At 33.5% G+C, this 19,185-nt stretch carries 14 protein-coding genes; 2 read left to right on the top strand and 12 right to left on the bottom strand.

Going from position 1 to position 19,185, the window contains the following annotated elements; genetic code table 11:
* Window positions 1–137: 137 nt before the first annotated feature.
* The 4 genes from VDP25_RS11985 to VDP25_RS11970 all read right to left on the bottom strand — a co-directional run bounded on the left by VDP25_RS11985 (window position 138) and on the right by VDP25_RS11970 (window position 5,080).
* Window positions 138–1,079 (bottom strand): NAD(P)H-dependent flavin oxidoreductase, encoded by a 942-nt coding sequence (locus tag VDP25_RS11985; RefSeq protein ID WP_334470055.1) that lies wholly within the window; start codon window positions 1,077–1,079, stop codon window positions 138–140.
* Between the two features lie 157 nt (window positions 1,080–1,236).
* Window positions 1,237–2,862 carry a S8 family serine peptidase gene (locus VDP25_RS11980; RefSeq protein ID WP_334470053.1) on the bottom strand — a complete coding sequence of 542 codons (1,626 nt, stop codon included), beginning with the start codon at window positions 2,860–2,862 and terminating at the stop codon, window positions 1,237–1,239.
* Window positions 2,863–2,967: 105 nt separating this feature from the next.
* A complete protein-coding gene (gene mnmA / locus VDP25_RS11975; RefSeq protein WP_334470051.1) occupies window positions 2,968–4,155 on the bottom strand; it encodes a tRNA 2-thiouridine(34) synthase MnmA in 1,188 nt (395 codons plus the stop codon).
* A 214-nt stretch (window positions 4,156–4,369) separates the two neighbouring features.
* Window positions 4,370–5,080, bottom strand: coding sequence for a toxin-antitoxin system YwqK family antitoxin (locus tag VDP25_RS11970; RefSeq protein WP_334470049.1), 711 nt, complete (start codon window positions 5,078–5,080; stop codon window positions 4,370–4,372).
* 64 nt (window positions 5,081–5,144) lie between these two features.
* Between VDP25_RS11970 and VDP25_RS11965 the strand changes: the two genes are divergently transcribed.
* Complete coding sequence (locus tag VDP25_RS11965; RefSeq protein ID WP_334470047.1) at window positions 5,145–6,137, top strand: fasciclin domain-containing protein; 993 nt, start codon at window positions 5,145–5,147, stop codon at window positions 6,135–6,137.
* Window positions 6,138–6,401: 264 nt separating this feature from the next.
* Here the strand turns inward: VDP25_RS11965 and yidC are convergent, their stop codons facing one another.
* Both yidC and VDP25_RS11955 read right to left on the bottom strand, forming a co-directional pair.
* The gene (yidC, locus tag VDP25_RS11960; protein WP_334470045.1) at window positions 6,402–8,300 is read right to left on the bottom strand and encodes a membrane protein insertase YidC; all 1,899 of its coding nucleotides are present in this window, start codon (window positions 8,298–8,300) and stop codon (window positions 6,402–6,404) included.
* A 122-nt stretch (window positions 8,301–8,422) separates the two neighbouring features.
* Window positions 8,423–10,039, bottom strand: coding sequence for a CTP synthase (locus tag VDP25_RS11955; protein WP_334470044.1), 1,617 nt, complete (start codon window positions 10,037–10,039; stop codon window positions 8,423–8,425).
* 587 nt (window positions 10,040–10,626) lie between these two features.
* Between VDP25_RS11955 and VDP25_RS11950 the strand changes: the two genes are divergently transcribed.
* Window positions 10,627–11,508, top strand: a complete 882-nt coding sequence (locus VDP25_RS11950; protein ID WP_334470042.1) for an acyltransferase family protein — start codon at window positions 10,627–10,629, stop codon at window positions 11,506–11,508.
* 73 nt (window positions 11,509–11,581) lie between these two features.
* On the opposite strand, the gene VDP25_RS11945 is transcribed toward VDP25_RS11950, so the two are convergent.
* The 6 genes from VDP25_RS11945 to bshC all read right to left on the bottom strand — a co-directional run bounded on the left by VDP25_RS11945 (window position 11,582) and on the right by bshC (window position 19,116).
* Window positions 11,582–11,809 carry a DUF3820 family protein gene (locus tag VDP25_RS11945; RefSeq protein ID WP_215924199.1) on the bottom strand — a complete coding sequence of 76 codons (228 nt, stop codon included), beginning with the start codon at window positions 11,807–11,809 and terminating at the stop codon, window positions 11,582–11,584.
* Between the two features lie 84 nt (window positions 11,810–11,893).
* On the bottom strand, window positions 11,894–12,427 hold the full coding sequence (locus VDP25_RS11940) for a DUF922 domain-containing protein (RefSeq protein ID WP_334470038.1): 534 nt from the start codon (window positions 12,425–12,427) through the stop codon (window positions 11,894–11,896).
* Between the two features lie 62 nt (window positions 12,428–12,489).
* Complete coding sequence (locus tag VDP25_RS11935; RefSeq protein WP_334470036.1) at window positions 12,490–14,397, bottom strand: LysM peptidoglycan-binding domain-containing protein; 1,908 nt, start codon at window positions 14,395–14,397, stop codon at window positions 12,490–12,492.
* A gap of 58 nt (window positions 14,398–14,455) precedes the next feature.
* Complete coding sequence (guaA, locus tag VDP25_RS11930) at window positions 14,456–15,991, bottom strand: glutamine-hydrolyzing GMP synthase (protein ID WP_334470034.1); 1,536 nt, start codon at window positions 15,989–15,991, stop codon at window positions 14,456–14,458.
* Window positions 15,992–16,143: 152 nt separating this feature from the next.
* Window positions 16,144–17,514 (bottom strand): pyridoxal phosphate-dependent decarboxylase family protein, encoded by a 1,371-nt coding sequence (locus VDP25_RS11925; protein WP_334470030.1) that lies wholly within the window; start codon window positions 17,512–17,514, stop codon window positions 16,144–16,146.
* A 3-nt stretch (window positions 17,515–17,517) separates the two neighbouring features.
* The gene (bshC, locus tag VDP25_RS11920) at window positions 17,518–19,116 is read right to left on the bottom strand and encodes a bacillithiol biosynthesis cysteine-adding enzyme BshC (RefSeq protein WP_334470028.1); all 1,599 of its coding nucleotides are present in this window, start codon (window positions 19,114–19,116) and stop codon (window positions 17,518–17,520) included.
* Between the last annotated feature and the right edge of the window lie 69 nt (window positions 19,117–19,185).

Below are 19,185 nucleotides of genomic sequence, written 5' to 3'. Positions count from 1 at the left end.
TAATTAAGCGTTTTAAAATGTAGTAGTTCAATAATTTATCAACTTAAAAAAAACAAGGTTAAATTCAACAATTTTAATAATATTAAACCACTTTAATTATGAGACCTATAGCTGTTTAAGCGTGTTTAATTTAAAAACTATAATGCACTTAACATTTTCTTGGCTTCCTCAAACTCACTTATCATATCATCAACAATTGCTGCCACAGGTTTTACATCATGAATTAAACCTGCTATTTGGCCTATCTCAAGCTCTCCATCTTCTAAATCTCCTTCAAACATACCGCGTTTGGCTCTAGCTCTACCTAATAATTCTTTAAGTTGCTCTGGTGTTGGGCTCGTTTTATAAAGTTCTTGTAGCTCGTTATAGAATTTATTCTTTATTAATCTCACAGGAGCTAATTCTTTTAAAGTAAGCTGCGTGTCTCCCTCTTTAGCATCAACTACAACTTGTTTAAATGCTTGGTGTGCTGAAGATTCTTCACTCGCTACAAATCGGCTACCCACTTGTACTCCATCAGCACCTAGCACCATACAAGCTAACATGGCTTTTCCTGTGGCGATACCTCCTGCTGCTATTAACGGAATTTGAAGTTGCTCTTTTACCATTGGAATCAACGTCAAAGTCGTAGTTTCATCTCTTCCATTGTGTCCTCCCGCTTCAAAACCTTCGGCTACAATGGCATCTACTCCTGCTTCTTGTGCTTTTAATGCAAACTTCACACTACTAACCACGTGCACCACTGTAATACCTTTGTCTTGTAACCATTTGGTCCAAGTCTTTGGATTTCCTGCAGAAGTAAAGACAACTTTAACACCTTCTTCAACAATAATATCCATAATTTCCTGAACATTTGGATATAACATTGGTACATTAACACCAAATGGTTGATCTGTTGCAGCTTTACATTTTTGTATGTGTTCTCGTAAAACATCTGGATACATAGAACCTGCGCCAATTAAACCTAAGATTCCTGAATTACTTGCTGCAGATGCTAATTTCCAGCCGCTATTCCAAATCATTCCCGCTTGAATAATTGGATATTTTATATTGAATAGTGATGTGATTCTATTTGCCATATTCTAAAATTATATCTGTTATAATAGTGTATAAATTTCGGTAATTCAAGTGAATTTCACGATTGAAATTGAGGTTAATTTTTATTATACCACAGGAATTGTAGTCCACACAGTTCTCGATACAATTTCTCATACCTCAAAATCACTTAAACTGACATTAATTATGACTTTGACCTTTAATGAACTTAACTGTTTTAGAATTATTTGTTGTAGCCAATTTAATGAAATAAATCCCTGAAGCTAAATCTGATACATTGACAAAACTTAAATCTTTAGTTATCCATTGATTCAAAACCTCTTGACCCAATTGATTATAAATTGACACTTCTAATTGATTTACAGTAGAAGGTATTTTAATATTAAGTCTTGTTTCTACTGGATTTGGATAAAAACTAAAGTTTTCAATTTGAGATTTATCTATAGATAAGGCATTACTTAGGGCTAAATCTAAATCTGGTATCCCATAGCCTAAAAAATCATCAGGTGTATTAAATTGTGATGCAGATTGCCTAACATAATCCATAATTTCTGTAGGTGAAGCATCTGGAATGGCTTGCCATAATGACGCAATACCTCCACAAAGAATAGGTCCACTAAAAGAAGTCCCATTATTTTGAATAATACTATTAAACTCATTTATAACATAAGCAGCTCCACCTCTAGCCACTACATCTGGTTTTTGATAACCTATTTGTGCTGCTCCTCCTTGTGAACTAAAAGCTACATAGTCGCCATTTTCATCTACAGCTCCAATAGACAACACAGCTGGAGAGTCGCCAGGAGACCCAACGGTTTGCCAATCTGTTGCGCCAGAGTTACCTGCACTTACCACAACTAAGATTCCTTTTTCTACGGCAATAGCAGCTCCTTTAGCAATAAAGGTGACTTGCCCATTCATATCTGCGGGAGTATAATTGTAATTAGGATTGTCAAACATACGATACCCTAGAGATGTATTAATCATATCTACACCTAAACTATCTGCGCGCTCGGCTGCTTCTACCCAATAACTTTCTTCTACAGGATTTTCACTTCCAGAATCTTCTGTTCTAAATAAATAATAAGAAGCATCTGGCGCTGTTCCTACAAACTGATCTTGAATAAAACCAGCCATAGTACTCAATACTTTTGTACCGTGATTACTACCTGTAAATGCATATATTTCTGAGGTTCTATCTACAAAATCATAACCATCTAACAAATCATTGTTATCTCGTAACCGCTGAAATGCGCCCATAGTATTTGCATTGGGGAAGCCAGAATCCATAACAGCAATAGTTATACCTTCTCCTGTAAAATCCGCTAAATGAAGATTATCGACATTAATCATTTCTACTTGATTTTGAGTATCTCCATAAGTAAATGCAATTGTTTCTTCTTCAATTTCGGTCTTATTTAGGCTTGTATAACTTCGTGATGCAGAATTCAAATTATGATCTGCAAAATCTATACGTTCTACAAACGTTAGACTACTTAAAGCATTTATAGCTTCTTCTGTTCCTCTAACATGAACCGCATTAAACCATTTCGATTTTGCTAAGGCTGTAATTCCTGTTTGGGCTTTTATATCTGAAATATAAGTTTCATTTACGGGCACATCACGTTCGTCAATAGCCACATTATGATTTTGTTTTCTATCTATTGCTTTTTGAGTGAGTATACTAATTGGGTTTGCTATTGAAGCGGCAACGTTTGGTTTATCTGTGAAATAAACCCATGCATCTTGTTGCGCAAAACTGTTAGCGATAACCACTAAACATAGAAGTGTAAAAATCTTTTTCATAGGACCATTAATTATTGAACTTAAAAATATAGTTATTAGTGAACTATCTTATGGTTAAAAACACAAATTGTTCAATCATAAACACCTAAATACATCAACTGTAATTTAGGAAATAACTCCCGAACCTAGTAATTCATCTTCCAAATACCAAGCAACAAATTGACCTTCGGTAATTGCAGACTGCTTATTTTCAAACTCTACATACATACCAGAATTAACCTTATATAAGGTGGCCTTTTCTAAATTTTGTCTATAGCGAATTCTAGCCATTACAGACATTGTTTCACCGTCCTTTAAAGCTAAATCTTCTCTAACCCAATGCAGTTCTTCATTGGTAACAAACAACACATTTCTGTATAAACCAGGATGTTGTTTACCTTGACCTGTATATATTATATTTTCTTTAACGTCAGTATCAATTACAAATAAAGGCTCTACAGTACCTCCAACACCCAAACCTTTTCGTTGACCTTTAGTAAAATAATGTGCTCCTTGATGCTTGCCAACTACTGTTCCATCTGTTAAATGATATGTTGGTTTTTTAGATAAGAATTCTAATTCATTCTCTTTAGAATCAAATTGCGGTAAAACTTGGCTATACATTTCAAACGTATCTGCCACCTCAACAATATGCCCCTCTTTTGGTTTTAGTTGCTGTTGCAAAAACTCTGGCAATCTTACTTTTCCTATAAAACATAAACCTTGAGAATCTTTCTTTTCGGCTGTTATTAAACCTTGAGCTTTGGCTATTGCTCTTACTTCTGGTTTTTGTAATTCTCCAATAGGAAATAATGCTTTTGCCAATTGCTGTTGTGATAATTGACAAAGAAAATACGATTGGTCTTTATTATCATCTGCTCCAGCTAACAACTGATGGATTTGTTTTCCGTCTTTTTCAATCGTGCCTTTTCTACAATAATGCCCCGTTGCCACGTAATCTGCACCTAATTCTAAAGCGATATCCATAAAGACATCAAACTTTATTTCACGGTTGCAAAGGACATCAGGATTTGGTGTGCGTCCTTTTTCATATTCATTAAACATATAATCTACAATACGTTCTTTGTATTGCACGCTTAAATCGACCGTTTGAAAAGGAATACCTAATTTATCTGCCACAAGCATGGCATCGTTACTATCTTCTAACCAAGGACATTCGTCTGAAATGGTTACGGAATCATCATGCCAATTTTTCATAAACAGACCTATAACCTCATAACCTTGCGCTTTTAAAAGATAGGCTGCAACACTAGAATCTACTCCTCCCGAAAGTCCTACAATGACTCTTTTCATATTAATTACCTGCAAAAGCAAGTATCTCTTTTTAATTAATAACTAGATGCTTTTTTAAACATCCCTCCAGTCCTTTTAAGAGGACAACCTAAAACACTAACATAATAATAATGATACTATTTTAGTTCGAAAAACTTCGGCAAAATTACAAAATAAAAAAGGCAATCCTATTAAGATTGCCATTCTGAAATTCTATATATAATATAGTTTTAAACTATTCTTTCTTGTATAACACTTCTTGTGTGGTGTGGTCTATTTTTTTTGTAAGCTTACCATCTTTATAATATTTCCAAATGCCTTTTTTCTGGCTTTTAATATAATTACCTTCTGAAGTTATATTACCATTAGCATCATAATTAATGGTTTTACCTTCTAAATGATCGTCTTTATAATGTGTATGCCTTAACAATACATTCTTTTCTGAAAACCATTTTGACTCTCCATGTAATAAGCCATTTTTATAATGGGCACTTTCTGCTACCAATCCATTTTTAAAATAAACAAAGCGCTCACCTTCTAGTAACCCGTTTTCATTATAATTTTCAACAATCATTTTGGCCGAAGAGTTTTTATGGTAAAACGTCCATGTACCAATAAATCGTTTACCATTCATTTTACCTTCACTAATCACTTTTTTAGTTGAAGCTAAAAAAGTAACATCTGCAATACTGTCTTTTTCATTAAAAACTTTTATAGCACTCAAAACACTTTTTCCTGCAGATAACGTATAGTATTTAAATGAGTCAATTTCTTTACCATGCTTAAATACCCCTTCATAACGTTTTTGATCTGTGTTATGATAGTTTTTAGTCCAAATACCGTGTCGTAGCCCGTCTTTATCAAATTGATTCACTGGATTTTGAGCATAGACAGATGTTAAAAATAGTGTTAAAGTGAAAATCGTAAAAACTTTTTGTTTAATCATTTCGTATTTTTGTTAAACAAACTGATATAAGTTTGCAATGTTGAACAATATAAAACTCAAAACAATGAAAATTATTTCAAAAAACTTCAAATTACTTACAGTATTTCTATTAGTTGTAGGTATTACTGCTTGTAGTGATGATGATGACAATAGGACATCACCAACGCCAACAACAGTGGTTGACATCGCCATAGAAAACAATTTAACGTCTTTAGCTGCAGCATTGCAGGCAACAGACTTAGTCACAACCTTACAAGGTGAAGGTCCTTTTACTGTATTTGCCCCTAGTAATGATGCATTTGCACAATTACTATCGGATACTGGTCTAGATCTAGACAACTTGTCTACAGCTGAAAAAGCCTTAGTTAAAAACATTTTATTAAACCATGTTATTATTGGTAGCACTCTAACATCTACAAACTTAGTTGATGCTGAATCTGGTTATACCAATACTGCAGCAACAGGACCTAATGAGGCAAATTTAAGTTTGTACTTTACCACTTCTAATGGAGTGATGTTGAATGGATCTTCAACAGTTACAAATGCAGATAATGTTGCAAGCAATGGAATTGTACACATTGTTGATGAAGTCATTGGCTTACCTACAATCGCAACCTTTGCGACTACTAATCCTGCTTTATCAAATTTAGTGGCAGCATTAGAATTAGCTGATTCGGGTACACCAACAGTACCATACATTGCTACAGTATCTGATGCTACTGCTGGACCATTTACAGTATTTGCACCAACTAACGATGCTTTCTCTAATTTATTAGTAGAATTAGATCCTTCAGGAAATACTGCTCTTGCAGATTTAGATCCTGCAACAGTTGACGCTGTATTAACCTATCATATCGTTAGTGACAACATACAATCTAGCGGTTTACCAAACGGAGCGGTTATGACATTAGGCGGTGAAATTACTGCTGATAATTCTGCATTTACTTTAACGGACTCTAATAACCGCGTCAGTAATATTGTTACTAGTTTAGTAGACATCCAATCTATGAATGGTGTTGTACATGTTATTGACATGGTGCTTTTACCAATGCAATAAATAAAATAATGAGGCATATAACCTCACAACTTTTTAGGTTGATTAATTAGTTAAGAGGCTCAAACTGTAAAAGGTTTGGGTCTTTTTTTATTATCCTATTTAAGAAAAGACAAATACAACATTAAGTTAGATTAAGACAATCTACAATCCCCTTATCTGCATCCTTAGAAACGTTGTTTTCTGCGCGTTAAAATCATTTAATAAAATAGCCTCAACAAAAATGTTGAGGCTATAATTTAATTATTAGTATTTAGACAAAAATGATTATTTCTTTTTGCCTTTTTGTTGTGCTTGTTTTTGTTGCTCTGCTTGCTCCATCATCTCAGCCATTTTCTTCTGAAACTTGTTTTGTTTCTTAGGCTTTGTTTTACTTACTTCAATCTTAGCTAGCACTTTTTCTTCATCAATAATATAATTTTTGATTACTAACATAATACCAATACTAATTAAGTTAGAGATAAAGTAATATAAACTTAATCCAGAAGCATAGTTATTAAAGAATACCAACATTAAAAGTGGAGAGAAGTAAATCATATACTTCATCATTTTTGCCATATCTGGCATCCCTTCTTGAGTTGGCTGTGTTGCCATTTGCTGACCTGTTGTCATTTTCATATAGAAGAAAATAGCAATAGCAGCTAAAATTGGAAATAAACTAACATGACTACCATAAAAAGGAATATGAAATGGTAAGTCTAAAATAGAATCGTAAGAACTTAAATCTTTAGCCCATAAAAACGGTTGCTGTCTTAAATCGAAAGCTGATGGGAAAAATTGAAACAAGGCATAAAACACAGGGATTTGCATTAGACCAGGCAAACAACCACTTAGCGGACTGGCACCTGCTCGACTTTGAATAGCCATAGTTTCTTGCTGTGCTTTTAATTTGTTGTCTTTGTACTTTTCTCTAACAGCATCTAATTCTGGCTTTAAAATTTTCATTTTAGCCTGAGACAAAAATTGTTTGTATTGTACAAATGACAGTACTATTTTAGTTAAAATAGTCATAACTACAATAGCAATTCCATAAGGAAGGAAACTACCTAAAAATGAAAATAAAGGCATAAAGATATAGCGGTTTATCCACCCAAAAATGCCCCAACCAAATGGTACAATTTCATCTAAATTTCTACCATAGTCATTTAAAACCTTAAAATCACTTGGTCCAAAATAAAAGTCCATAGGTTGATTTATCTCACCACCTTGGTATGCTAATGGAATTTTAGATGAAAATTGTTTTGTAAAAACAGTATCTATTTCCTCATCTTCAACTAAATCTTCAGCTTCTATTCTTGCCCTTTTAAAAGCTTTATCTGTTAATAAAACAGAAGTAAAGAAATGTTGTTTGTAACCAATCCAAGTGACATCTTCTAAATCCTCTTCGGTATCTCTTGCACCTGTATAATCTGGTTTACCGTTTTCGTGCTCGTAATGAATATCTGTATATCTATTCTCGTAACTGATACTTTTTGCATGACGGTACGCTTTTAAATCCCAATTGAGTTCTAAAGGTAGTGATGTATTAAAAACTCCACTTAACCCTTGAGATTTAACTGAGAAATCAATCATATAGTCATTTGGTTTCAACTCATAACGGTATTCTAAAAATGCCGTTTCAGAAACTTTAAGTTTCATAGACACAATGGTATGGTCTCCGCTTTTAGTTACACTAGGTTGAAATGGTAAATCTTTAGAATTGAATGTACGATTATCCGATGTACCAAAGGTGATATTAAAAGCACTATTACCATCCTTAATTAAATAAATTGGCACCGAATCATAGTCTACAAAATTCTTCAGCTTTACTTCTGCTAAATAACCACCTTTTCTGTTAAATTTTAGTTCAAAAACATCTGTATTAACGGTTGTTATTGCTTCTCCTGGCACTGTTAAAGCATAAGATAATGCTCCTAATTTACTTTGAGCAGCAACAAGCTGTGTTGAATCTAAAACCTGAGAAGTTCCATAATCTTCTGAAGTGGTAACCAAAGTTTCAGTTTGCTTACTGCTGTTCTTCTCAGCTTCCAATTTTTCTTGCTCTGCTTTTTTCTGTGCTTCGAGCTCTTCTGGAGTGGGCTGATTTTGGTACATCATAAATACCAAAATTCCGAATATGAGGATAAAACCTATTATAGATTTAATATCGAATTTTTTTTCTTCCATGTTTATTTTTCAGTTTTAGACCCGTAAGGTTAGAGAAACCCAACAGGTCTTGTATGGTAACAATTGCATAACTCAAATAGTTATCCAAAATCTATTTTACGCCAAAGTGGCACATTTTTTTATTATTTTTTCTTTTTATATTTTAATGTTGCAGCCACAAAAGCGACAAATAATGGATGTGGATTTTTCACTGTACTCTTATACTCTGGATGGTACTGAACACCAACAAACCAATTGTTTTCTGGTATTTCTACAATTTCTACTAAGCCCGTTTCTGGATTAAAACCTGTAGCTTTCATACCTGACTTTTCAAATTGAGCTTTATAATCGCTATTAAACTCAAAACGATGTCTGTGTCTTTCTGTAATCGTTTCGGTTTTATATACCTTATAAGCAATACTATCTTTTTCTAGATTACAATCCCAAGTACCTAAACGCATAGTACCTCCTTTATTAACCACATCTTTTTGTGACGCCATTAAATTAATTACAGGATCTGGAGTTTGCTCATCCATTTCTACAGAATTCGCGTCTTTAAGATTTAGTACGTTTCTAGCATATTCTATAACGGCCATTTGCATACCTAAACAAATACCTAAAAAAGGAATATTTTGTTCACGTACAAAACGTACCGCTTCAATTTTACCTTCAATACCACGTTCGCCAAATCCAGGTGCAACTAAAACACCATCCAAATGACCTAGCTTAAAGTCAATATTACTCTTAGATAAATATTCTGAATGAATAGGCTCTACATTAACCTTAACTTCATTTTCTGCTCCAGCATGAATAAATGACTCTAAAATAGATTTATAAGAATCCTGAAGCTCTACATATTTTCCAATTAAACCAATAGTTACTTCGCTTTTAGGATTTTTATGACGTTTTAAAAATTCATTCCAACGTTTCAAATCTGGCACATCACTTTTGAGTTGTAGCTGATTTAAAACAACTTTATCCAAACCTTCTTCTAACATTAAATTTGGCACATCGTAAATAGTTGAAGCATCTATAGATTCTATAACCGCTTCCTTTTTTACATTACAAAAACGTGCCAACTTTGTTTTAATACTATCGCTAAGTTTGTGCTCTGTTCTACAGACCAAAACATCAGCTTGTACACCACTTTCCATCAATGTTTTTACACTGTGTTGGGTTGGTTTGGTTTTTAATTCTCCTGCTGCAGAAAGATAAGGTACTAGTGTTAAATGAATAACACATGTATTGTGTTCGCCTAAATCCCATTCTAGCTGTCTTACAGCTTCAATGTATGGCAAAGACTCTATATCTCCAACGGTTCCACCGATTTCAGTTATCACGATATCGTAATCTCCAGAGTTTCCAAGAATTTGAATTCTTCGTTTAATCTCGTCGGTAATATGTGGAATAACTTGAACCGTTTTACCTAAAAACTCACCACGCCTTTCCTTATCTATTACACTTTGATAGATTCTACCAGTTGTAACGTTGTTAGCCTGCGATGTTGGTACGTTTAAAAAACGTTCATAATGGCCCAGATCTAAGTCAGTTTCTGCTCCATCATCTGTAACGTAACATTCGCCATGTTCATACGGATTTAGAGTTCCTGGATCAATGTTAATGTACGGATCTAATTTTTGAATGGTTGCTCTGTAACCTTGTGCTTGCAAGAGTTTAGCTAGAGATGCTGCTATTATGCCTTTTCCTAGAGAAGAAGACACGCCTCCTGTTACAAATATATATTTAGGGTTTGTGGTCATATTGCGCTGTTAAACGCAGGCAAATTTACGAAATAAAACGAGTTATCTATGAATTGTTTATGGTTTGTTAATATGTTCTTATTTTTATGGACTACCACAAACAAATAACGAACTTACACAATGACTGTCAAGCCATTACAAACACCATTTCATAATACATTACACGCTAAAAACAAGCTCACAATGCTTTTAGATGATAAAAGGATTACTACTTAAAACCAATTAAGGGAATACACTAAGCATTTACGCTATAAAAGAAACGCTAATAGAACAGATGTATAGGAAATTTTAAATGAGAAAAAGACACTTGCAGTTCTAAACACACATTCCTAAAACATAGTATTAATTTAAGCACATTAATCAAGAGACGAATTAAAATAAGTGCAAGGGTTACTCGTTTTGAAAAAAATTTAAAACCCAGAGAAACCTGTCTTAAAAATTTGAAGGTTTGTCTTTCTAAATATTTCTTCTACCTTCGTTTTACATTTTATATAAAACATTTACATAGAATACTGCAACAACTTTAATATATAGAAGTATAAAAATGCTTGCATATCCATATAAAGACATTGACAACAGTTAATTGAATGAAACCAAGTATCGAATTAATTAGGTTAATTGCAGTAATACTAATTGTATTTACTCATACTAAAAATGAATTGGAATATGGTATAGCTTATGTTATAGTAGAACAAATTCCGCCTTATGGCACTGCAATTCTTTCAATAATTTCAGGTTATTTATATTTTGAAGTATCTAGACATAAACAAAATTTATTTTTTAAAAAGATTAAAAGTTTATTAATTCCATATCTAATTGCCAATATGGTTGTTTTAATTTTAGTCTTGTTTGTGTACTATATTTTAGGATATAATCCTCTAAATCGATTAAGTTTTGATTTGTCTCTAATAACAGAAGGGCTCTTCTCTTTAAACTCAGCTCCAATAAATCCGCCTACCTATTTCATAAGAGACATATTTGTTATTTTTTCAATCATTGCTTTAGTCACTCAAAAAGAGTTTAAAACGCTATTTGTTATACTCCCTTTCTTATTACTTGGTACACTAATCTTAAGGTTAGATGTCGCGTTTTTATTTTTAATTGGTGTTTTATACTCAAAATATCACAACAAGATTGATAAAAAAACCTTAATCATTACCTCTGTTATCTTAAGTGTTATTTTAGGTTTTTTCTACGTTGATTTTCTAAAATTTCCTATCGCATTTTTGATATTTATTCTATTAATAGATATTCAAATTAAGTTTTATAATACAGGTAGATTTTCTTATTTACTGCATTTGTACCACTCTCCTATTATTGTAATCTCATATCCTATATTAACCACGTTTATTGAGGATCCAATACTAAAAATAGTTGCTCAAATTGCAATGGCCTTACTTCTTGTATATGTCTTTTTTTTAGTCACAAAAAAGTATGATTTTCTTAAGATATTGAGTGGAGGACGATAAAAAAACAAAGCATAAAAAAGCGAAAACTATTACTACAAATTACTTAGGTCAGCATTAAGACAACCCTCTAATATCACTTCCTAAAATCTCTTCGGATGGTATAAATTAACTCTTCTAAACCGTTAATTTTAATATCACACATTTGTGCCATCATCTTTCCTAGCTTACCTTGAGGAAACCCTTTTTGTTGGTACCAGATGTAATAATATTCTGGAATATCTACGAGATATTGATCTTTGTATTTACCAAAAGGCATTTTATAATGTGCCAATTCAATTAAAACCGTGCCATCTAATTCCATTTTAATTAAATTTTATGTGTAAATAAAAGTAGCGTATTGCTTTTTATAGAATTGATAAATGAAGTACTAGCTTTCAAACAATTACTATTTAAATTGATCTAAAGCTTTAAGCTCTTTCCCAATAAAAACTTCCCATTCTTTTTGTTTTTCAATATTCATAGAATGCATAGTCTCTTGGTCATAACGTTTTTGAGTTTTGCTAACAGCCTCGTTAATGGCATTGTGCAATGCATTCATCTGCGCTTTTATATTTTGATTAACCTCAAGCTCAGCTAATTGTTGTCTAAACTTTCGTGCGTAGAGTTCTGTTATATCAAAATGCAATTGCTCGTGAGCTAAAATATGAGCGTTTCCTTTATCTTTTAAATACCACGATTTATTAGGATAAAAATGAGCTTCTACAGTGGTTGAAACCGCTGCAATTCTTTTACCAGCCGTCTTTAGAGAATAGCCAAAGGTAATCCCTGAGGCCGTTAAAGCTACAGCATCGGATTCTGCATCTGGCTCTGCCTTAAAATCTGCCCAAGTAAGCTTAGATGTTTCATCCCATGTTACGGTTTCTTCATTAGAAAAAATCCCAACACATAATAAAGTAAAAAATATAAGTAAGCTTTTCAAGGGTGATTAATTTTAATATTTAGGATATAATCTATAAGCTTTTTTTGAGGGTATTCTTGCAACTATTTTGCTTCTACAATTCGTAAATCATCAAACTTTACAACGTAAACCGCTTGATTAACATAACCTCCAAAAAGCACTTTATTATATCTAAATTTATTTTCTATATACTCTGTTTCAATAGTATCTTTAGAAGCAATATATAAATTTTCTGCAGAAGCCAATCGCATTAAAAGATCTAATGTTATATCAAACCCACGAGCAGCATACTTACTCGGTGAAACACCATATGCTTTTCTATAAGCTTTAACAAAACCGTTAGACTTTGTTTCATCAAAATCTTTATGTATAGAAGGATAGTGAAACTTTAATTTAGACAAACTAATATTGTCTATATCTTTACCTTCAAATGCTTTATTCTTATCTGTTGTTACTAAAACTATTTCAGTTTTATTTACCACTAAACCATTTAATAAACTTATTACACTAGAAATAAACGAGTTATTATTGGTTTGTAAAAACACATAAGTTTTACCAGCAGAAAACACATTTTGTATATCTGCAGGATAAATATAATGCGCATCTTTAGTTTTATTTTTCTTATCCATTCTCGATAATATGAGTTTCGAGTTTGGAAACTCGTTTTGTAGAGCTTGACTTCCTACTTTATGAGCTTGATCAGAAATAATAACAACTTTTGTCTTTAAGCTATCTGCTTTTACAAAATCTACCATTGCCTTGCGCAACAATTTATCGTCTGGAATGGTTTGAAATACATTGCTATAAACTTCCTTAGGTTTATTCATCGCTGCAATTACAGGAACATGATTTGCCTTTAATGCCATGGCCACACGATTAAAACTCGTCTCTTCCATTGGACCAATAACCGCATCGTAATCTGAAAAATCATTTTCGTCTAATAACTTTCTTGTCGCTGCAATATTATAACGTGTATCTAAAACCTTTAAGTCTGTTGAAATTCCTAATTGCTTTGCCGAATCTAATGCCATTAATACACCAACATGAAAATCTAAAACAGCCGATAAACGTCTACTATTTTTAATTTGGTCTTTAACTTCTTCAACAGAATCTACATCAATTCGGTGCAGCTGATAAGGCATCATTAAGGCTATTTTTTTAGTCTTAAAGTTTATTAAACTCGTTTTTAAGTTTGTTTTACCTACAGTTGCCATACGTCCTGTTGTATCTACATCTGCTGGCACCTTTAACACCATTCCTGCTTTTAAACCTGTTGTTTTTAATTCAGGATTTAATTGCTCTAATTGTTCTTGTGTTAAATTAAGTTTCCCCTTAAGGCTATAAAATGTTTCTTTTGGCAATACTTCATAAAAACCAAAACTTGCTTCTACTGTTTTTTCTTCTTTATCTTCAATATTTGGCACATTAAGCTCGTCTCCTGGCTGAATGGTTTCATTCATAAAAGGATTTAAAGCTTCTAATTCTGCGACAGTAATGCCAAATTTATAGGCAATTCTCCATTTGCCCTCCTTAGGTAATACAGTATATTTTTTTACGGTATTAGTCAAGGTTTGCTTAGAAACAACTGTTCTATACCTTGGAATTCTAATTTTATCTCCTTTTTTAAGGTTTTCAGAATACAAGAATCGATTTGCTTTCTTTATCTCATCTTCAGAAACGTTATATTTTTGTGCTAAACCATATAACGTTTCTTTACGTTTTACCTTATGATTTTTATAGTCAATAAGTTCTCTGCTTTCTCCTACAATTGGTTCATTCTTTATTTTTGAATTCGGAATAATCAATATTGTATTAGGCTGAAATTTACGTTTTGCATCAGGATTAAGTGCGTAAATATCAAAAGGAGTTACTAAATACTTCTTAGAAATACTCTCTATTGTTTCCCCTGTTTTTACCGTATGCTCAATATAATTTTGAGCCGTTAAACCAAAGGTAAACGCAATTAATATGATGGTTAAAATGTTCTTCATGTATTCTATTTTACAACAAACTGTACTTTGACATTGCTAAGCAATTCGTTCTTATTTTTTATTCCCACTCAATCGTAGCTGGTGGTTTTGAGCTGATATCGTATACCACTCTATTAACACCTTTTACTTTATTTATAATTTCATTTGAGGTTTTTTGCAAAAACTCATATGGTAAATTTACCCAATCTGCCGTCATGCCGTCTGTACTTTCTACAGCTCTTAAAGCTACACATTTTTCGTAAGTACGTTCGTCTCCCATGACACCTACACTATTCACTGGCAACAACATAGCTCCTGCTTGCCAAACTTTATCGTATAAATTCCAAGAACGAAGGTTATTAATAAAAATAGCATCTACCTCTTGTAATATACGTACTTTTTCTTCAGTTAGATCTCCAAGAATTCGAATTGCTAATCCTGGACCTGGAAATGGGTGACGACCTAACAGCTGACTATCCATATTCATTGACGCTCCAACACGTCTTACTTCATCTTTAAATAAAGCGCGTAAGGGCTCTACCACACTTAGCTTCATATAATCTGGTAATCCACCAACATTATGATGACTCTTTATGGTTGCACTTGGGCCTCCTGTTGCTGAAACACTTTCTATAACATCAGGATATATTGTGCCTTGCGCTAACCATTTTACATCTTGTATTAAATGGGCTTCGTCATCAAAAACAGCGATAAATTCAGCTCCAATAGCTTTTCTTTTCTGTTCTGGATCACTCAATCCTTTTAAGGCATTCAAAAAGCGTGCCGAAGCATCTACTCCTTTAACGTTTAATCCCATGCCTTCGTATTGATGCAATACATCTTTGAATTCATTTTTACGTAGCAATCCATTATTTACAAAAATACAGTAGAGATTTTTACCAATAGCTTTGTGTAATAACATGGCAGCGACTGAAGAATCTACTCCTCCAGATAAACCTAGTACCACTTTATCGTCGCCTAGTTTTTCTTTTAAATCTTGAACCGTTTCTTCAACAAAAGCATTGGGTGTCCAATCTTGTTCAACCGCAGCTATTTTAACTAAAAAGTTCTGTAATAATTGATGTCCATCTGTAGTATGGTACACTTCAGGATGAAATTGAATCGCATATGTTTGCTCGCCTTCTATTCTGTAAGCAGCATTTGTAACATCACTCGTACTTGCTAAAAGCACACCGTTTGTTGGTAATTGTTTAATGGTGTCACTATGACTCATCCAAACTTGACTCCCTTCATGAATATTTTCAAAGAAATCTTCATCAGACTTTATAAAAGCCAAATTTGCTCTTCCGTATTCTCTAGTATTTGATTCTGCGACTTCGCCTCCTGAAAAATGTGCCAAATATTGCGCGCCATAACAAACGGCTAGCATTGGTTTTTTCCCTCTTATAGTCTCTAAATCAGGATGAAGCACATCTTCGCCTCGCACTGAGTTTGGACTACCAGATAATATGACGGCTTTAAAGCTCTCTGAATCTGAAGGAATTTTGTTAAATGGGTGAATTTCGCAGTAGATGTTTAACTCTCTGACGCGTCGCGCAATAAGCTGTGTGTATTGCGATCCGAAATCTAAAATTAGGACTTTGTTGTGTTGCATGCGCAAAAATAAGGATTGATTTGCGAATTACGATTTACGATTTACAATTTTTTAGATTAAGTTTTTAACATAAAATCCGCTTTTGTGTTATTAAGTTAATATCACAAATCCATCAAATAATTCATCAATTTACTACATTACATTTAGTGAACTTAGACCATACTGTCTAGAATCATAGCAATATCCTTTTCGGTAGTATCAGGATTGATAAAACAAAAACGTGAACAAGTTTCATAGGTATCACCATTTTTCCATTTGGTTGGTGTCACTAATGCAAATCCTTTTTCATGGTTTTCATAGGTCCAGTGTGTGTAATCTTCGGGTTTCCAACCTATTCTTCTGTATAAAACACAAGATAAACTTGGTGCTCTCACCAATTCCAAATCTGGATGCGCTTCAATGAGTCGTCCTGCTATTTGTGCCAATTCCAAACCACGTTCTACAGCTTCTTTATAACGGTCCGTACCATGTGTTGCTAAAGAGAACCATAAAGGCAAACCTCTAACTCTACGTGTCAATTGAATTTGGTAATCGGTTGGATTAAATCCATGTGCTCCTTCATCCTTAAATATTTCGAGATATGAGCCTTGTTGCGAATGGGCATTTTTTGCCAATTCCATATTCTTATAAATTACAGCACCACAATCGTATGGTGAAAACATCCATTTATGCGGATCAATGGTAATACTATCGGCTTTTTCTATACCCTTAAATAAATGACGTACAGAATCAGCCACCAAAGCGCCTCCTCCATAAGCCGCATCGACATGAAACCATAAATTCTCTTCTTCACAAACTTTGGCTATACTATCTAAATCGTCAATGATTCCGGCATTAGTGGTTCCGCCTGTTGCTACAACGGCAAATAAACATTTACGTTGGTTTTCAGTTAATGTTGCAATCGTTTCTTTAAGCGCTTCGCCTGTTAAATGCTCTTCAGAATCTACCAAAACAATATCCACATCAGCCACTTTTGCCATGGCTTTTATGGATGAATGTGCACCAATTGAAGTGACAATCAATCCTTTTTCGCGCTTAAACTCCGGATTTTCTCTCCAATGTTCTCTAGCAGTAACAATCGCAGATAAGTTGGCTGCTGTACCTCCACTTGTAAAAACTCCAAAAGCACCTTCTGGTAAACCGGTTAAAGACACAATCCATTTCATGGCTTCGTTTTCACAAAAAATACCTCCTGCACCTTCCATCCAATACGCGCCATGTATACTTGATGCCGACGTAATTAAATCGAACATAATGGCTGCCTTAGTTGGCGAAGCTGGTACAAATGCTAAGTTTCTTGGGTGATCTACAGGCACATTGGCTTTTGCTAAATGTGCTTTCCAAAGGTTAAACGCATATTCACCTCCAACACCATCAGGTGTTACAGTTTCGCCAACTAATGCTTTTAATTCTTCTGATTTTTTAGGTTTTCCTATTTGATGTTCGGTTGCAGAAACGCGGCCGATGACATATTTCATGACATCTAAGGTCATTTCTACCAACTCTATATCAATCTTGTGCATGGACTATTTTAAATTTAATATTAAGAACTCACCTTTCAATGGCTCTAAAGCTTTCTTTAATTCTGGAATTAATTGCTCACCAAACTCTAAATACAATTCCGAAAAATTAGTGTTTCGTTCTTGTAAACTTTGATTAGGAAATAATTGTTCTTGCAATGCTGTACAACGACTAATTTGGTCTGCTAATTTCCGTTTTTGAGCTGTTAACAATCGTTTTTCAAGATGTTTTAAGCCTTTTAATTGTTTGACTTCTTGGGCTTTTACAGCACCAACAAAGGATTTATCAGTTTGTTCTGCTAAATCATACAAGCCTTTAAACTGGGTTTCTAAATGTTGAATTTGTTCAGAAAAGTCAATATCTATATTCGATATTTTTCTAACCTTTTTATTAATAAACGAATGTCTATCTAAGAACAAATCGTTATCCGAAATATGCAATTTTTCAAGTTTCTCTGCTTGCTTCGTTGTTTTTACCAAGGCCGAATTTCGTAATAGCAACATCGGAAATGTAACGTTCTGCGCTTCAAAATTAGATTTTAATTGCAACCAATAAATCATTTCTCCGCCTCCTCCAATGTAACAGAGGTTTGGTAAAATCACTTCTTGATATAAAGGTCGCATAATCACGTTTGGCGAAAATCGCTCCGGAAATTCATCAAGATGCTCTAGTAGCTCACTCTTGCTCCAAGAAATATCAGTATCAAGCACCGAATACACTCCTTCACTTTCTACAATACGCTCGCGTAAACCATCTTTAATATAAAAGAGGTTGATTTCTCTAGGATTTACTTGAATCTTTAACTCTAAATCTTCTAATTTCTTATTAGTTTCAGAAACAGTTTTAAATGCTGTTTGTTCTAGCATTTCTTGTTTCATCTGCGGAATAAACAAACGTTTCAATTTCCTATCATCGGCATCTATAATCACTAAACCATGTGCTCCAAATAATGCGTTAGCCAAATAACGTGTAGCATCTGCTAAATTATGATGTTTAAGATACCCTTCCTTAAACCATGTTTTTAGTTGTTCTGCATTTTTTCCACCTCCAAATTCTAAAGAAATCACCTCGAATACTTCATCTAAACCTTCAGTATTAAAATGACCAACAGCTCCCGTTTGCTCAGAATTCCACTGAATCTTTTTGCCTTTAAAATTGAAATAATTGATTTCTTCAAAATCATGATCCTCAGAAGCCATCCAATACATAGGCACAAAATTGTACTCTGGATATGCTGTTTGTAATTGCTTTGCTAGGTTTATAGTAGAAATAATCTTGTACAGAAAATACAATGGTCCTGTAAATAAGTTTAATTGATGACCAGTAGTAATCGTGAAGGTATTTTCAAGATTTAGACGTTCAATATGTTCTGCTGTTAACTCTGAAGTCGCTATGTTTTTATATTGCTGCTTTAAAGTTTCTGCGAGAATAGTTCTAGACTGCGCTTTAACAGACAAACCTTTTTCTTTTATCTGTGCTTCAAAATTTTCCAACTTAGGAAAACGATGGTAGAATTCTTTTAACTCTTCTTTTTCAGCGAGATAATCGCATATAAAATCTGAGAAATAATTAGTATCCTTAAACGGAATATAGTTGGTTGGCATTATCAAACTTATTTATGGCATAAAGATAATACTCTTCAATTTTTTATCTGCTAATTTTTAGTTAATTCA

It is taken from the genome of Winogradskyella sp. ECml5-4, from assembly GCF_036903175.1.
GTDB lineage: Bacteria > Bacteroidota > Bacteroidia > Flavobacteriales > Flavobacteriaceae > Winogradskyella > Winogradskyella damuponensis.
The sequence above is the reverse complement of the archived record's forward strand: the minus strand, read 5'-3'. Positions and strand labels throughout refer to the sequence as shown.

What these genes read in the sequence shown, in the direction of transcription:
- VDP25_RS11985 (WP_334470055.1), bottom strand. Translation starts at nt 1,079, where the DNA reads ATGGCAAATAGAATCACATCACTATTCAATATAAAATATCCAATTATT.
- VDP25_RS11970 (WP_334470049.1), bottom strand. Translation starts at nt 5,080, where the DNA reads ATGATTAAACAAAAAGTTTTTACGATTTTCACTTTAACACTATTTTTA.
- bshC (WP_334470028.1), bottom strand. Translation starts at nt 19,116, where the DNA reads ATGCCAACCAACTATATTCCGTTTAAGGATACTAATTATTTCTCAGAT.
- VDP25_RS11955 (WP_334470044.1), bottom strand. Translation starts at nt 10,039, where the DNA reads ATGACCACAAACCCTAAATATATATTTGTAACAGGAGGCGTGTCTTCT.
- VDP25_RS11950 (WP_334470042.1), top strand. Translation starts at nt 10,627, where the DNA reads ATGAAACCAAGTATCGAATTAATTAGGTTAATTGCAGTAATACTAATT.
- VDP25_RS11925 (WP_334470030.1), bottom strand. Translation starts at nt 17,514, where the DNA reads ATGCACAAGATTGATATAGAGTTGGTAGAAATGACCTTAGATGTCATG.
- guaA (WP_334470034.1), bottom strand. Translation starts at nt 15,991, where the DNA reads ATGCAACACAACAAAGTCCTAATTTTAGATTTCGGATCGCAATACACA.
- VDP25_RS11965 (WP_334470047.1), top strand. Translation starts at nt 5,145, where the DNA reads ATGAAAATTATTTCAAAAAACTTCAAATTACTTACAGTATTTCTATTA.
- yidC (WP_334470045.1), bottom strand. Translation starts at nt 8,300, where the DNA reads ATGGAAGAAAAAAAATTCGATATTAAATCTATAATAGGTTTTATCCTC.
- VDP25_RS11935 (WP_334470036.1), bottom strand. Translation starts at nt 14,397, where the DNA reads ATGAAGAACATTTTAACCATCATATTAATTGCGTTTACCTTTGGTTTA.
- mnmA (WP_334470051.1), bottom strand. Translation starts at nt 4,155, where the DNA reads ATGAAAAGAGTCATTGTAGGACTTTCGGGAGGAGTAGATTCTAGTGTT.
- VDP25_RS11945 (WP_215924199.1), bottom strand. Translation starts at nt 11,809, where the DNA reads ATGGAATTAGATGGCACGGTTTTAATTGAATTGGCACATTATAAAATG.
- VDP25_RS11980 (WP_334470053.1), bottom strand. Translation starts at nt 2,862, where the DNA reads ATGAAAAAGATTTTTACACTTCTATGTTTAGTGGTTATCGCTAACAGT.